Consider the following 16,013-nt stretch of genomic DNA (forward strand, 5'->3'; position numbering starts at 1 on the left):
TTAAAACACCCTTTCTACAAAACGTTCCATGCGTGCAATAATTTCTCTGACACGGAAAGGTTTCAGCATGTAATCGTCTGCTCCGAGTTCAAGAGCCCGGGCCACTTCTGCTTCACTTTTCCTTGCTGTAAGCATTGAGATCAGGATCCCTTCTTTCGGATAGCTCTGCCGGATTTTTTTAAGGACTTCGATTCCGTCTATTTTTGGCATCATCCGGTCAAGCAGAATAAAGAAAGCCTCTCCTTCCCGGTACCAGTCACTCTCCAGAAAAGCTTCTCCGTCCTCATAGCTTCGAAAGCGGATCGTTTTCCCGCCGAGCGTTGTTCTGCGGGAAAGGTAATGCTTCATCATGTCGCGGACTACTTCATCGTCATCAACTGTAATGACGTTGAGCACATGGCGTTCGGAACTGTCCGGATTCTCCTGTTTTTTCATTTGCTTACCCGCAGATGAAGCTTCCCAGAGAAGCCGCTCCGCTTCTGTTAAGATTTCTCTTGAGAGAGCTGCAGCGTCCGTTACTTCCACTTCCACGGCGGAAAATTGCAGGGAAAGGTCCGGATGTTGAGGTACCGGTGAACGGTGGAGGTGCGCACGCAGCTGCTTCGTTAATTCCTGAGCCCGGGCTTTTGCCGTCTGGGGAAGGAGTAAAGCAAACTTTCGTTCATGAATCCGGAAAATGGCGTCTCCGTCACGAAAGGATTGATCTATACAGTGAACAAAATGGGTAAGGGCCGCATCCCCGGCCTCGTAACCAAACGTTTCGTTCACGTTTCGAAAGCCGCGAAGCGAAAATAAGAGCATTGTACAACGTTCCATTTCTCCGCGCTGCAGCCGTTCTTTATTGGCAGCTAGTTCCTGATCCATAAATCGAAGATTGCCTGCTCCCGTCAGTTCGTCCACGAGCGAGGAGGCGCGAATCCTCTCCTTCATCTCCAGGCGGTTGTTTAAAAAAGGAAGGAACAATTCTTTATTAATCGGTTTGCCTAAGAAATCGGTGATCCCCATATCGTAAGCACGGATCTTATGTTTATTGTCAGCCGAAGCACTCAGAGCGATCACCGGTGTGAACTCCTGCCTCGCCTTCTTTACCATCTGTTCAAATATACCGGCGTGCCCTTCTTCCGGGAGGAAATAATCAAGAATAACAAGGGACGGATGCAGCTTGTAAAAAAGCTCAATCCCCTTTCCTCCATCGACCGCAATGACGGCTTCGTATCCGTTATCCTGAAGCATGTCCTTTAAATAGGCGGCAAATTCGGCTTCATCGTCCACGATCAGCACGAGCGGTTTTTTTAAGGGGCTTTCTTTTGAAGGCATCTCTGTATATGTAAGATCTGGTAATATCACCTGAAACAGCTCGTGCCATTCTGCTTCGCTCCAGACTTTCGGCGAATGTTCGTCCAATGAGTTCAGGTTCTCCGCCGCCGCATCGTGAATGCTTTTCATGCCAATTGTCCCGGCTGTGCCTTTCAAATTGTGAAAAAAGCGGTACAGTTCCGGTTCTTCCACCTTTCCCTGCTGCTTCCAGCGGTGAAGGTTCTCTTCAATTCTGTCGTAGATGAGACGCTGATACTTCTCCATGATGACTCCGCCTTTCTAAAATGGCTGCCTTGAAAATAAAGTTGATAAGCGATGAACGGGCGCTTTCGTTTCCATGGGGGTGCAGGGCCGGCCACAGCTGATTCCGTCCTCCCTTCCGTCGGGCAGGATGGATCTTCGGCTCGTCCGTCATCGCCTCGGAGGCGCCCCATGGCCACTCCAGCGCCCAGTAAAAATATAGAGCAGGAGCTGCTTTCTAATAACGAAGATTCCGTTTAATCATCAACCATTCCTATAGAAGGCCATTTTCACCCTTCATGGTGCATGGTTTTTGCATGAGAGTCTCTGTTAAAGCTCCGTGTTGTTTTTAGAGTTCCTGCGGCTTCGGGAAAACTGCTTCCTTGAAGCTTGTTTCGTACGTAGAAAGTTCCGGAACTCTATCATGAATCTATAACATTATATTACCATATTCCACCTTTTTATTCTTAAGTAAGCGCATACAGGAAATTTACTTCCCATTTTCCTTTCCTATGGTTGTTTTATTAGGCAAATCCCTCTATAATGTCCTTTATACAAATACATTTGTTCTTTAATTAGAGACATCTATCAGGAGTGATCGTTGCATGACACAGCAGATGAATATCGGCCTGCTCGGATTCGGAACAGTAGGCACAGGAGTACTTGAAATTGTTGAACAGCACCAGGATAAGCTGGCGCACCAGATCGGAGCATCCGTGAAAGTGAAAAGGATTCTCGTCAATGACCTTCATAAAGACCGCGGCAGTCTTGTAACGAAAGACCAGCTGACGGATAACATTGACGACATTATAAATGACGAAGAAATTGATGCCGTCGTAGAAGTGATGGGCGGTATTGAAGATGCCCGCCTGTATATGAAGAGAGCGCTCGAAAGCGGCAAGCATGTCGTGACCGCCAACAAAGATGTTATGGCACTGTATGGCAGTGAACTGCTGCAGATCGCCAACGAAAAAAAGTGCGATCTTTTCTATGAAGCAAGTGTCGCAGGCGGTATCCCGATTCTCCGCACGATTGTCGAAGGTCTCGCTTCCGACAGAATCACGAAAATGATGGGTATCGTCAACGGCACAACCAACTATATTCTTACCCAGATGACAAAAGAAGGGCGGCTTTATGACGACGTCCTGAAAGAAGCACAGGCTCTCGGTTATGCAGAAGCAGACCCTACCGCCGACGTTGAAGGACTTGACGCGGCCCGGAAAATTGCTATTTTAGGAACGCTCGGTTTTTCAATGAACCTGGATCTCGATGATGTTTCCATCCGCGGCATCTCCAACGTGACGAGTCAGGACCTTGCCTACAGTAAACAGCTCGGCTATACGATGAAGCTCGTCGGCATTGCCAACCGAAACGATGACAAAGTAGAAGTAAGCGTCCAGCCGACACTCGTACCGCACGACCATCCGCTCGCTTCCGTGGATGACGAGTTCAACGCAGTTTACGTGTACGGCGAAGCAGTCGGCGAGACGATGTTTTACGGACCGGGTGCAGGTAAACTGCCGACAGCAACCGCCGTCGTCTCCGACCTGGTCGAAGTATTGAAAAACAAGAGACTCGGTGTGAACGGCAATTCCGCCATCATCCCGCAGTTCGAGAAAAAGTTAAAAACACCGGAAGAAATTCATTCCAAATACTTTTTACGCATTCATGCAAAGGATATTCCAGGAACCTTTGCTTCCCTGACAGCGTTGTTTCATAAAAATAATATAAGCCTCGAAAAAATTCTCCAGGTACCGCTGAATGAAGGAAAACTGGCAGAAATTATCGTTGTTACCCATGAAGTATCGAAAAAAGACTATGATTACGTACTCGAACGATTAAAAGAAGAAGACGTCGTAGTGGAAGTGAAAAGCAGCTACCGAGCGGAAGGAGAAATGAAATAATGTTATGGCGAGGACTTCTTGAAGAATATAAAGCCTATTTACCAGTCAACGAAAAAACACCGATGCTGTCCCTGCAGGAAGGAAATACCCCCCTTCTTCCTATGAAACACCTCTCCGAGAAACTCGGCGTGGAACTTTTCGTGAAGTATGACGGAGCTAACCCGACCGGCTCCTTTAAAGACCGGGGAATGGTGATGGCAGTAGCCAAGGCGAAAGAGTCCGGCAGTGAAGCGATCATGTGCGCATCCACGGGAAACACCTCCGCTGCCGCTGCTGCTTACGCCGCACAGGCGAAGATGCGCTGTCTCGTCGTTATTCCGGACGGCAAAATCGCCATGGGCAAGCTCGCCCAGGCTGTCGTTTACGGAGCTGAAATCGTCAGTATCGAAGGCAACTTTGACAACGCTCTGCAGATGGTACGCAACCTTGAAAAGCAGACACCGATTTCCCTCGTCAATTCCGTGAACCCTTACCGCATCGAAGGCCAGAAAACGTCTGCGTTTGAAATCTGCGACGCGCTCGGAAGCGCCCCGGATATTTTAACGATTCCGGTCGGCAATGCCGGGAATATTACCGCCTACTGGAAAGGGTTCAAAGAGTATCACGAGGCGAAAAAGACAGGCCTTCCGCAGATGCGCGGTTTTGAAGCAGAGGGCTCCGCTGCAATCGTCCGTAACGAAATTATCGATCAGCCGGAGACTGTAGCGACCGCCATCCGTATCGGCAACCCGGCCAGCTGGGATAAAGCAGTAAACGCTGCCGACGAATCCCACGGCAAAATTGATATGGTAACCGATGAGGAGATCATTGAGGCTTACAAGCTTCTGGCGAGAGAAGAAGGCGTTTTTGCAGAACCTGCTTCTGCTGCTTCCATCGCAGGATTAATCAAGCAGATTGAATCCGGCGAAATTAAAAAAGGATCCCGCGTCGTTTCCGTGCTCACAGGAAATGGCCTGAAAGATCCAAACACAGCGATTGATACTGCACTGATCCAGCCGACAAAACTGCCGAACGAAGAACAAGTCGTTTTCGATCATCTACTAGGGCGGGTGAAAGCTACATGAGCAGACAATGGAAAATCCGCGTCCCGGCAAGCACAGCGAATTTAGGACCGGGATTTGACTCAGTTGGAATGGCGCTCAGCAAATATTTAACGTTACACGTGAAACAATCGCAGGAATGGCTCTTTGAAGGAAACTCCGAGCACCTCGAAGGCATTCCAAAAGGTAAAGAAAATTTGATCTATATCATTGCGGACTGGGTCGCTGCAAAGTACGAAGTCGAGCTTCCTGCCGCCCACGTAAAGATGGAAAGTGACATTCCTCTTTCCCGTGGATTTGGCAGCAGCGCTACAGCGATCGTTGCCGGGGTCGAATTAGTTGATCAGCTATGTAACCTGGAAATGACAAAGGAAGATAAAGCCCACTGGGCAAGCCTTTATGAAGGGCATCCCGACAATGTGGTTCCTTCTATCTACGGGGGCCTTGTCATTGGAAGCCAGTTTGAAGAAGATACTCATCTCGTTCATGCTGGCGTTCCTACCGTCGACCTTGTGGCAGTAATTCCGTCCTATGAGCTCAGCACGAAAGAATCACGGGACACGCTCCCGGAAGGCTTCACTTATAAAGCAGCCGTCGCTGCAAGCAGCATTGCTAACGTCCTCGTTGCAGCAATTCTTCAGGATAACTGGAAGCTTGCCGGGGAAGTAATGAAAAAAGATCTGTTTCACCGTCCGTACCGCCTCCCTTCCATTCCGGAATGGCAGCGCGCGGAGCTTCTGATGGAAGAGCTGCCGGTTTATGGCGCTACACTCAGCGGTGCAGGTCCGATCATTCTTTTCTTCGTACCGAAAGGAAAAGGAAAAGAAGTACAGCTTCAGCTCCGTTCCCATTATCAGGAGCAGGTCGTTGAGCAGGTGAGCGTGGATGCTGATGGCTCAACTGTAGAAGTCATTGAAGCGGATCGTGCGGCATTTGCGGCAAAGCGGTAGCAGACAATATAAAAAGGGCCTGTCCGGAATCCGGACGGGCCCTTTTCTTTATGCAGCTTTTTTCTTCGGATGCGGAATGTGATCCTGAATCCAGTCACGGGCAAGCACGTGTGTGCGAAGGTAAGGGATCACCCAGCGGTCACCGCCGAAGCGGCCGGCATTGGCTCCAGCTGCAAGGATGAAAATCGTAAGGAGCACGAGAAGCGGGTTAGTGCTGATCGTACCTGCAAACAGAAACGCAAAGTTCATGGTGACACCGAAGAAGGCAGCGGCAGTTGTGAAAATACCGAGAATCAGACCAAGTCCGACGAGAAGCTCTCCCCAGGCAACCATAAAACTGAACAGCCCGGCATTTGGTACAGCTATATTTTCAATAAAGGCATAATATGTTGGATAAGTAGCGGCTACTTCTTCACTGGCAAGAACACCCTGCAGGTAACCTCCGGCATCAAATCCTCCGGTGACTTTCCCCCACCCTGCGGTGAGCCAGGCCCAGCCGAGATACAAACGAATAAAAACTAAAGCACCAGCAGCATAACGATTGTTTCGCAGAAAATTCATAAACATAATTAATTCCTCCTGAATAAGTTTTTTAATAAGTAGGAGAAAAGCTGCTGGAGTTTCTTTCGTCATTTCGGCCGCCGGGATCCTTCGGCGGATTCTGGTTCGCCAGAGAATGCTGTTTTGAAGCAGTTAGAATGTTCTCTGTTTGTTTGTGAAGTTTTGAGCAGCTTTTCTATATGTTTATAATAGCATAGTTATGTGAATTATTGAGCATGATAGTTGTGTCTATTATGTGAAATATTGAACAAGTGTTATTAATTTATAGAGAGGAATGATTTCCACTGCAGGCGGACGCTTTCCGTGGGGCTCGTCTTCAACTAATTCTGTCTCCGCTTCGCTGCGTTAGAATGGATTTTCAGACTTCGCTGATCCCACTGGAGTCGCCGCCTTCTGTTTCAATCATCCAGCTTTTTTTCGACGAAAGAACTGTACCATTGTTTAAAAATATTCATATAATCGGCAGGAAATATTTTATGAGATTGATTCATCTATTTAGATTAAATTGAACACAGAGAAACGAAAAAATAGTAAATATTTTCTTTTTTACACTATATTGGATAAAAATGTTATGATTGTATATGTTAATTTCAATAAATATCAGGGGGAAAAATACATGAAAAAGTTTGGAATAGGCTTATCGATAGCAGCATTATTAACAGTGGCTGCCTGCGGTAGTGAGGGCGCCAATGAAGCGGCCAATGCAGATAGTGAAAGCAGCAATGGAAATAATGAGGAAACAAGTGAATCAAACAATGACTCAAGCAATGAAGCTGAAGAAAATGATACGGAGAACAATTCAGATAATGCAGAAGCAGACGAAGAAGCTGAAGAGGTAAACAACGAAGTCAATGAAGATACAGAAGAAGTTACTGACGAGGTCGCTGAAGAAGGCTGGGAAACTTCTGTTGGCGAAACGGTAGAAAATGAAGGAGGTACTTTTACTCTTCATGCTAGACAAGATGACATAGATACGGCAGAAACAGGACCCGTTGTAATGGAGATTGAGCAAGTTAATGCTGCGTCAGGAGAGTTATCGCCTGACCTGGCAGCGATGATGGAAACTGAGAACATAGAATACGTGCAGATGGACATCACTGTAGAAAATACAGGGGAAGAAGATATTACTTTCTATGCCAGTCAGGCTACTATCGCGACCAGTACAGGAGAACAGTTAGAGTCTGATATGTGGATGTCTGATCATATCGATGGTGAAATGATGAGCGGCACTTCCCATAGTGGATCATTCTTTTTCATATTAGAGAATTCTAACGCAGAAGATATAGAAAACGTACGGATTACCTGGTCCGCTCCCCATGATGAAGATTTTAATGATATTGGTGAAGAAGTAGATATAGAAGTATCTTTCTGACAACAATAAAATAACTTAACTCAAGTTTGATGATAATCGTATCTGTAGAATTGCTTCCATACGTTGTTATAAGAAAAATATTCCCGAAAATCGTCAATGATCTCCACTTCGAATCGACGCCCAGGGACACAAGTTCGAGCAAAAGAGAGGTCTCTCAACGGCAGGTCAGTTGCAACGAAGTCATTCGTAATAACTACAGCAAACATTAACAGGTTTGAATTTAAAAGGGCCGTCTCAGAAACACTTTTGAGACGGCCCTTAATTTTAAAAGCTATTTGTGAACTGTATCAGCCACCGAAAAGATTCGCCAGGGCGCCAACCAGAATACCGATGACTCCGAAGTCGGAATCCCCGAACGTAGTGTTTTCAAACCCAAGATTTCCAAGTACCGGGAGGAGGAAAGCTGGAATGAAGCTGATAAGAATCCCATTTGTGAATCCCCCTGCAGCTGCACCTATTCGTCCTCCTACTGCGTTCCCGAATACGCCCGCTCCCGCTCCGGTAAAGAAGTGCGGCACGAGACCCGGGATGATGAGGGCCAGCGAGAAAATGCCGAGCATGAACATCCCAATCAAGCCGCCTATAAAGCTGCAGATAAAGCCGATGATTACAGCTGTCGGCGCATAAGGGAAAATGATTGGCACGTCTAGTGCCGGTTTCGCACCCGGAACAAGTTTTTCTGCAATTCCTTTAAAAGCAGGGACAATTTCAGTCAGAATCATACGAACTCCATACATGATAATGCTGAAGCCGGCTGCAAACGTAATTCCCTGCATTAATCCGAACATGATGTAGTTCTGGTCTCCCGCATAAGTACCAACGACTTCTGGTCCGGCGATAATAACCAAAATCAGAAACATGATTACCATTGTTAGTGCTGTGGAAATCAATGAGTCCCTTAAAAAAGACCACTGCTCGGGAATTTTAATGTCTTCTGTTGTCTTCTTCTCGTTACCGACAGCCTTAGCTACCAGTCCTGCAGAGACGTAGCCGATTGTTCCAAAATGACCGATGGCAATCTCATTCCCGCCTGTTATTTTTCGCATGAACGGCTGTGCAAGTGCTGGCATCAAAACCATGACCCCCCCTAAAATAAGAGAGCCTGTCGTAACAAGGGCAACCCCGCTCATTCCAGCCGTTCCAAGCACTGCAGACAGCAACGCTGCCATGAAGAACGTATGGTGTCCAGTCAAAAAGATATATTTCAGAGGAGTAAACCTTGCGTAAAGAATGTTTGCAAGGAAGCCAAATCCCATGATCAGAGCGGTTTCGGTACCAAGCGTCTGCTGAGCGAGAGCGACGATCGCCTCGTTATTCGGAATGACCCCCTGTATCTCAAACCGATCCTGAATGATCCCCCCAAGTGAATCAAGTGAGCCAATAATGACACCCGCACCGGCCCCAAGTATTAGAAATCCAATAATACTCTTTGTTGTGCCGGAAAATACTTTTGAAAAGTTAGCCCGCTGCAGCAGCAGCCCAATCATAACTATCAGGCCGACAAGCACTTCCGGCAGACTCAATATCTCATTCATTAAGAACTCAAAGAATTCCATCCGTATTCATCCCCCTGCTTAGTTTTGGCTCAAAAATTCGTCGATTGCATTCTCCACTTCCTGTTCGCTTGCCATGTTAACGATGGCTTTTACAAACGCCCTTCCGCCCTGCAGCTGGGAAGCGAATTCATTATTTGTCAAAATCATGTCCGCCTGAACACTCTGCGCTGTACTGAAATCGACCGCTTCCACGTCCGCCTTTACACCTTTATTCTTCAGCACTTTATCTGCAGTCATTTTCAACAGCAGACTTGATCCAAATCCCATTCCACATACACATAATACTTTCATCGCTCGTCACCTCTTCGTTTAGTTTTTGCTGCTGTAGAGCAGCTGTTGTATTTCCTTCTGTGATTCTGAATTCAAAAGACTGTTGATCAGCTCTTCATTGTCAATCCATCCTGAAATCGTCTGCAGCATGTTCAAATGCGACTCTGAATCCACCGCTGCCAGGCAGATGAATACTCTAGCCTGCTTTTCCTCACCGCTGCTGTCGGCAGGAAATTCGACGTCCTGCTGAAATACTGTCAGTGCAACCCCCGCCTCTTTTACTCCATTTTCCGGCCTTGCGTGCGGCAGTGCCACGTTCGGCGCAATCAGAATATACGGCCCCAGCTGATTGATGTTTTCCACCATCGCCTCTGTATACTTTTTGGTTACAGCTCCTTTCTTTATAAGTGGGGCAGCGCTCAAAGCTATTGCTTCCTGCCAGTTAACTTTCTCGTTAAACCACTGAATGCAGTTTTCGTCCAGCTGATAATCACTCATCTATCTCTCACCTCATTGATTTATTAATTTTTTTCTTCCCAGTGCAGTATCTGCTGTACTCTGTCTGCATTTGTGAGCAGCTGGTATAAATACTGAAGCTGCGGCAGGTGTGCGTATTTGTCCGGCGTAGCCATGAACAGAACGGCATGGGAGTGAAGCCTATCCTTTTCTATATAAGGCTGTTTCAGCTGTAAGAGGCTGAAACCTGCCCGATTGACGTGCCCGGAATGTGTATGAACAAACGACAGACCCGGCACAATTTCGTATAAATAATTTTTTTCAATTATCGTACGGCGGATATCTTCCAAAAAGTGTTTTTCTACTATATGGTCCTGCTCCAGCAGCGCCACCCCGGTTTGCAGAATCTCATCCAGATCTGTAGAATCCTTGACACAAATCCGCGAAGGGGGAATAAGTGCATGGATGGAATCCGTTGTTTCGGTAATCTTAGTAGAGCCGTTTTTCTGTTTAAGATCTTTGATGAAATGCTCCATTTTTTTGATCTCATTATCTGTAATAATTGGATTTATCGTAACGTAAGGATAAGGGGAATCAGGAAGTGTCACAGTCGATACGATGAAATCCGGTTTTTCCCATCCTTCTGTTTTATGAAGCATCGATACGGCTGCTGTCTGTTTTACTTCCAGCTGAGGAAAGTGCTTCATTAAAGATACTGTCAGCAGCCTTCCTGCTGCGATTCCGCCCGGACACATTACCCAGATCTGGTAGCGCTCATTATCAAAGGAAGCCTTTTCATAAATTGTCGCAAAGCTCATGGCAAGTGGGATCATACTATCCGTATTTCTTATAAAGCTTTCCGGCATATGAGAGGTAAGTGCTTCTTTCACGTGAAACACAATAAACGGATACTGTTCCTCAACTTTTTGTCTGAGTGGATGAATAAACTGAATACCGCAGTCTCCTGCGTAAAAATAGGCACGCCATTCTTTGAATATATGCTGCAGATGCTGGGTGTTGAATCCGGTTAACCCCATTCTTGTACTAATTTCTTCAATAAATGAAATAAACGCTTTATCAGTTTCAAAATCAGGCTCGCTGCCATTGTAAAGATTCGATGTTGCGCTGAGGTAGCAGTAGGCGAACTCCATTTCCCCTTCCCCGGGTTCCATGTTAAATCCCCTGCAGAAGCGCTCCCATACTGCCTGAAACCATTCTTCTATTTTAATTTGTTTATCGCCCACTGAAAGTGTCCTCCCGGAGCGGACACGCTGCATATGAAGCATCCAAACTTTTAAAAAGGCTGTCGGACTCCCGTCGGGTGGAAGTTCTTCTTCTGCTGTCTTTGCAGCGGTTTCCATTTCTTTCACCGAAATTTCTGACCAGTTTAAATAAGGGACTGGATTCATGCTGTTCCATGCTGACTCCAGTTGACTCATCACACTGAGCAGGGCAAGACGCTTGTCTCTTTCACTGCCAGCTAATACGAATCCCTTTCTGCCCCGCTCAAGCGTGAGATTGAAAACCTCAGACCACTTTTCTACTTTTTCCATCTCCTGCAGCACAGTGCCTCGGCTTACATCCACCTCTTCGGCCAGCTGCCGGAGTGACTGACTGAGATCCTGCATGAGCAGCTCGTAGATAATAAGCAGAAATCTCTCCGCTGCCGCATCCGCCCGTCCATAAAGGTTCATCGCCTCATCCAGTTCTTTGCGTTTTCCGGCATCCGGCATTTCTTCAAGCTCCCACACTCCCTGTCCGGAAGCGTGATCGAGATAAACTCCGTATGTCTTAAGCCACTCGGAAACATATTCCATGTCATAACGAATCGTCCGCTCTCCAACTTTGAACATGTCTTCCGTGTCTTTCAACTTGAACTGCGTATGACCGTTTACAATCATCTGAACAAGCTGCCGTCTTCTTGTGTTTATTTTCCTCACCTCCCTGCTGTAAATGAAGTATACAACGGCCACCCTCAAAAATGAATGCGCTTACATTATGAATGTTTTCAAAATAGTCTGAAATAATTTGAACGGTGGAAATGGCTGTTAAATCAACCTTTATAAGGTTTCTTATCTTAAACTGGACCCCTCAGTAACAGAATCTGTTATAGAGAGGATTCTCTTTGTCCTGTATTTGGCTCTTCCAGTAAAAAGACATCTTTGTTTCCTTGTTTTATTAAAGTTACCTTTTCAAGATGTTGTTCAAGTGCCTTTATTAAAATGTTCAATTTGCTTATTTGAACCATATTTAATTACTGCTTCCTGTTTATTCATTATCATATTTGTTTTTATTCTCCCTCTAATAAAAAGGCAATACGGATTAAGTTTTTCGATAGCCCATTACTAACGCTGGCTGACTTTGGCAATGAAGATACCAATACAAATAGTGGAATTAAGAATGGTAACAGTTCTTATATTAGTAGATGATAGTCGCAGTGACACAGGGCGACTACAGAGGAAATCAGCACTTACTTCCGTTAATTTCGTAGAGGGACCACCCGAGTAAATAGCGTAAGACAAACCCTTTGGAAAGTGTGCCACGTAAAACAAAGACTGGTGACTTTTGAGAGGTTTATAAATAATAGATCGAATATATAGTATATTTTTTGGTAAAAACATTTAATTTATAATGTCCAAATACCTGTTATTTTTTAACTATTTTATTCCTTTTTTTGTTATAATTATATTTATATTCTATTTAAGGAGGTAAATTGAATAGATTCATAATCTTATATTTTATTGGAGAAATTAAGGGGGAGTTTTTGTGAGTGAAGAAGCAGTCAGTGTAAGTCAAAGTAATATTAATGCCAATGGGTTAGCTACGGCATCTTTAGTATTAGGTATTGTTGGGTTAGTCATTGGTTTGATACCATTTTTAGGTTGGTTTCTCTTTCCTGCCTGGATTTTGGCAATTATTTTTGGAATAATAGGAAGAAAACAAAATTACAAAAGAGGTAGTGCTACAGTAGGTATGGTTTTAGGGATTGTAACGCTTGTATACAAATTCGGATTTTGGATTGTTATAGCTTTAATACCTACTGAGGATGCAGAAGAATTTACCGCCACTGCAAGTGAAAACAACCAATCGAATGAAATAGCAGCAATGGATAATGAAAATGAAGATTCAGTCAGCAATAATAGCGAAGATAATGCCAATGAAGTGAACAACGAAGCAGAAGCTGATCAAGAAGAAGCTGTATCTGTGGGTGACACCATCAATTTTGATGGATTAGAAATTACACTTAATAAAGCTTACACTTCTTCTGGAAATGACTTTGAAGAGCCAGGAAATGATCATTTTGCTATTCTTGATTTGACTATAGTGAATAAAACGGATGAACCCGCTAACGTATCTACTATATTACAAATGTCTCTTCAAGACGGAGATGGTTATACACATGACGCTACGATATATACTGAATCCCAAGGCAGCTTAGACGGTGAAATAGGCGAGGGTCGTGAAAATCGTGGAGAAGTTGTTTTCGATGTGAATGAATCAGATACTTACGAATTTATTTTTGAACATCCCTTCACTTCCGGCCAAGCAATTTGGAAAGTGGAATTAGAAGATTAAAAGAGGCCCTACGGGGTTTCTTTTTTTTAAGCGGTGTTTAAGTCTGTGGTTCTTACGCACGTTTGATGAAAACAAACTATATCTGACAAAAAAGCTAATTTCACCCTTTAAAATTCTTTCGTTTAAGCCTGGGCCACCAGCTTTTAAAGTAAAGTTATCTTTTGTAATCTTAAGTCGGAAAGCCAGGTCCCCTTTCTTTGCGTAAGAGCCAAGTCTGTTGTTGATCCATGTAGAAAACTTCGCTACAACTCCGCAGGCTTGCCGCTTCGTTTTGATTTTCCAATACAGAAAGTCCGCTGGTGGAATCAATGATATCCAGAAGAGGTTTCCTTTATTAGATGGCAGATGCTGCTCGGTCTTTTTACCATAAGCTGTAGTAGAGATGGAGCGACTCCGAGGTGATCAAGGACGAGCCGAAGATCCATTCCGCCCGACGGAAGGGAGGATGGAATTAGCTGAGGCCGGCCCTGCGCCCCCATGGAAACGAAAGCGAGTGTTTACAGAAGTGGAAACTAATGATTAAGTTCAACATATAAAGTTATTATATTTTCAAGGTAGCTATATATAGAAAATATTAGTAAATTGCTCAACGTTATAAAAAATAAAAAACCCTTGCTCATCAAGGGTTTTGGCAGTTGTTTATATGGCGACCCTGAGAGGATTTGAACCTCCGACCTGCCGCTTAGGAGGCGGCTGCTCTATCCTGCTGAGCTACAGGGTCATGGGAAAGCCGGTTCCGTACCGGCTTTTTTTGTGTCTTTCTCTATTCTACTTAATAAGACCGAAGTTACGCAAGGCTTTTACGAGACCATCTTCACTGACGTGTGCCGTCTGCACAGCGGCCGCAGCTTTTGCCTGAGGGACGGAGTTGCCCATCGCTACGCTGTTTTTTGTGAATTGGAGCATTTCCACATCGTTGGGGCCGTCACCGAAAACATACACATCGTCGCGGGAAGCTCCGAGGCGGTTCATGACTTTCTCGATGCCGATCGCTTTTGATCCTCCTGCCGGAAGAACATCGGTGGAAACTTCATGCCAGCGGATAAAATCAAAATCGCCGAATTTTTCTTCGTACGGCTTCTCTTCTCCTTCGGCACAAAAAAGCAGCGTCTGATAAATGTTTCTTCCCTGCAAATATGATTCGTCAAAGGCCGGGTGGTCAAACTTGAGAGACCCGAGGCTTGCTTCAATATGGGGATGATGCGGGACATTAGCCTTCATGTCGCGGTGATCGAGGTAGACGACAGGGTGATCATTTTTCGTTGCGTATTCGGTAAAATACTTTAACGCATCGGGGTCAAGGGCCTTTTTGTAAATGGCCTCCCCTTCAAATTCCACGTAGGAGCCGTTAAAGCTTATGAACGAATTCACCTGCAGGCGCTTGCGCAGCTCTGCAAACATAAAAGGTGCCCTCCCCGTTGCGATCGCTACGTAATGGCCCTGTTTTTTCAATTCTGCAATCGCTGCTTCCGTTGATGCGGGCAGCTTTTTTTCTTCATCGAGCAGGGTACCGTCAATATCAAAAAAAAGTATTTTTTGTTCCATGAGTAAACTCTCCTTTTCTAATGCCTTTCGCTTTTATCTATTATAAGTGAACGACTGCACGCAGTACACCCATGAGGACTTTTTCTTTATTTTTCAAATGTCAGTCGGGAAAAAATACATTAAAAAAAGCATCAGGATTCTCCAAATCCCCCTTTTATAGAGAGGTTCATCAATAAATTCTCTGCTGCAAAGCATTAAACCTTTGTAGATTTCCTGCCACTTGTTATAATAGAAGTTATCAGAAATTTTCGCATAAGGAGGCGGGCGCAGTGCCGATTAATGTACCGAAGAACCTACCGGCAAAAGATATATTGGAAACAGAGAATATTTTCGTCATGGAAGATGAGCGGGCGACGATGCAGGACATTCGTCCGCTTAACATCGTTATTTTAAACTTAATGCCGGAAAAAGAAAAGACAGAAGCCCACCTGCTGCGGCTGCTCGGGAATTCTCCGCTTCAGGTTAATATTACGTTCCTGCGTACTGCTTCGTACCAGCCGAAGAACGTCAGCACTTCTCACCTGGAAGCTTTTTATCAGGATTTTGACAGCATTAAAGATCATAAATTCGACGGAATGATCATTACGGGAGCACCGATTGAGCACATTCAATTTGAAAACGTTCTGTATTGGCAGGAAATTACGTCGATTATGGACTGGGCAAAAGATAACGTTACGTCGAGTCTTCATATCTGCTGGGGCGCACAGGCCGCTCTTTATCACCTTTACGGCATTAACAAAGTCCCGCTTGAACAGAAGTGTTCGGGTATTTTCCGGCACCGTATCGATCCGTTGATGAAAAAAATTGAGCTGCTGCGGGGCTTTGATGATGAGTTTATCGCCCCTCATTCGCGGCATACCAACATTTCCATCGAAGCTCCCGAGGAACATGATGAGCTGCTTCTGCTCGCTTCCTCCAAGGAGGCAGGGCCGTTCCTGCTTATGTCCAAGGACGGAAAACACATTATGGCCACAGGACACCTGGAGTATGACACGGTTACGCTGAAAGAAGAATATGAAAGAGATCTGGACCGCGGTCTCAGCGTCCAGATTCCTTCTCACTACTTTCCGAATAACGATCCGAGCGAAGCACCGATGAACCGCTGGCGTTCCCACGCCCATCTGCTTTTTTCCAACTGGCTGAATTACTATGTGTACCAGCAGACGCCTTACGAATGGAAATAGCATATACCCTGAGAGCTGTTCTGCATCATTGCAGGACAGCTT

13 protein-coding genes and 1 tRNA gene are annotated in these 16,013 nt (G+C 45.3%); 6 read left to right on the forward strand and 8 right to left on the reverse strand.

The window, feature by feature from the left end:
- Window positions 1-1,581 (reverse strand): response regulator, encoded by a 1,581-nt coding sequence (locus FTX54_RS16075; protein ID WP_147802647.1) that lies wholly within the window; start codon window positions 1,579-1,581, stop codon window positions 1-3.
- 581 nt (window positions 1,582-2,162) lie between these two features.
- Here FTX54_RS16075 and FTX54_RS16080 point away from each other — a divergent pair.
- The 3 genes from FTX54_RS16080 to thrB are packed head-to-tail and all read left to right on the forward strand — an operon-like array spanning window position 2,163 to window position 5,451.
- Window positions 2,163-3,461, forward strand: coding sequence for a homoserine dehydrogenase (locus tag FTX54_RS16080; protein ID WP_147802646.1), 1,299 nt, complete (start codon window positions 2,163-2,165; stop codon window positions 3,459-3,461).
- Complete coding sequence (thrC, locus tag FTX54_RS16085) at window positions 3,461-4,525, forward strand: threonine synthase (protein ID WP_147802645.1); 1,065 nt, start codon at window positions 3,461-3,463, stop codon at window positions 4,523-4,525. Before FTX54_RS16080 ends, thrC begins: the two co-directional genes overlap by 1 nt.
- Complete coding sequence (thrB, locus tag FTX54_RS16090; protein WP_147802644.1) at window positions 4,522-5,451, forward strand: homoserine kinase; 930 nt, start codon at window positions 4,522-4,524, stop codon at window positions 5,449-5,451. The genes thrC and thrB overlap by 4 nt, the downstream gene beginning before the upstream one ends.
- A 48-nt stretch (window positions 5,452-5,499) precedes the next feature.
- Here the strand turns inward: thrB and FTX54_RS16095 are convergent, their stop codons facing one another.
- A complete protein-coding gene (locus tag FTX54_RS16095) occupies window positions 5,500-6,018 on the reverse strand; it encodes a DoxX family membrane protein (protein WP_147802643.1) in 519 nt (172 codons plus the stop codon).
- 610 nt (window positions 6,019-6,628) lie between these two features.
- On the opposite strand from FTX54_RS16095, the gene FTX54_RS16100 reads away from it, so the two are divergent.
- Entirely contained in the window at window positions 6,629-7,384 is a 756-nt protein-coding gene (locus FTX54_RS16100; RefSeq protein ID WP_187254455.1) for a DUF4352 domain-containing protein, read from the forward strand.
- Between the two features lie 287 nt (window positions 7,385-7,671).
- Here FTX54_RS16100 and FTX54_RS16105 read toward each other — a convergent pair whose 3' ends face one another.
- The 4 genes from FTX54_RS16105 to FTX54_RS16120 are packed head-to-tail and all read right to left on the reverse strand — an operon-like array spanning window position 7,672 to window position 11,567.
- A complete protein-coding gene (locus FTX54_RS16105; protein WP_147802641.1) occupies window positions 7,672-8,940 on the reverse strand; it encodes a PTS ascorbate transporter subunit IIC in 1,269 nt (422 codons plus the stop codon).
- An 18-nt stretch (window positions 8,941-8,958) separates the two neighbouring features.
- Window positions 8,959-9,231 carry a PTS sugar transporter subunit IIB gene (locus FTX54_RS16110; protein WP_147802640.1) on the reverse strand — a complete coding sequence of 91 codons (273 nt, stop codon included), beginning with the start codon at window positions 9,229-9,231 and terminating at the stop codon, window positions 8,959-8,961.
- Window positions 9,232-9,249: 18 nt separating this feature from the next.
- On the reverse strand, window positions 9,250-9,708 hold the full coding sequence (locus FTX54_RS16115; protein WP_147802639.1) for a PTS sugar transporter subunit IIA: 459 nt from the start codon (window positions 9,706-9,708) through the stop codon (window positions 9,250-9,252).
- Between the two features lie 23 nt (window positions 9,709-9,731).
- Entirely contained in the window at window positions 9,732-11,567 is a 1,836-nt protein-coding gene (locus FTX54_RS16120) for a BglG family transcription antiterminator (protein ID WP_147802638.1), read from the reverse strand.
- An 865-nt stretch (window positions 11,568-12,432) separates the two neighbouring features.
- On the opposite strand from FTX54_RS16120, the gene FTX54_RS16125 reads away from it, so the two are divergent.
- Window positions 12,433-13,242 carry a DUF4190 domain-containing protein gene (locus FTX54_RS16125; protein ID WP_147802637.1) on the forward strand — a complete coding sequence of 270 codons (810 nt, stop codon included), beginning with the start codon at window positions 12,433-12,435 and terminating at the stop codon, window positions 13,240-13,242.
- Window positions 13,243-13,886: 644 nt separating this feature from the next.
- Here FTX54_RS16125 and FTX54_RS16130 read toward each other — a convergent pair.
- Window positions 13,887-13,963: transfer RNA gene (locus FTX54_RS16130), tRNA-Arg, on the reverse strand.
- 47 nt (window positions 13,964-14,010) lie between these two features.
- Window positions 14,011-14,787, reverse strand: coding sequence for a Cof-type HAD-IIB family hydrolase (locus FTX54_RS16135; RefSeq protein WP_147802636.1), 777 nt, complete (start codon window positions 14,785-14,787; stop codon window positions 14,011-14,013).
- 269 nt (window positions 14,788-15,056) lie between these two features.
- Between FTX54_RS16135 and metA the strand changes: the two genes are divergently transcribed.
- Window positions 15,057-15,971 (forward strand): homoserine O-acetyltransferase MetA, encoded by a 915-nt coding sequence (gene metA / locus FTX54_RS16140; RefSeq protein ID WP_147802635.1) that lies wholly within the window; start codon window positions 15,057-15,059, stop codon window positions 15,969-15,971.
- Window positions 15,972-16,013: the final 42 nt, after the last annotated feature.

It is taken from the genome of Alkalicoccus halolimnae (assembly GCF_008014775.2).
Classification (GTDB): domain Bacteria; phylum Bacillota; class Bacilli; order Bacillales; family Salisediminibacteriaceae; genus Alkalicoccus; species Alkalicoccus halolimnae.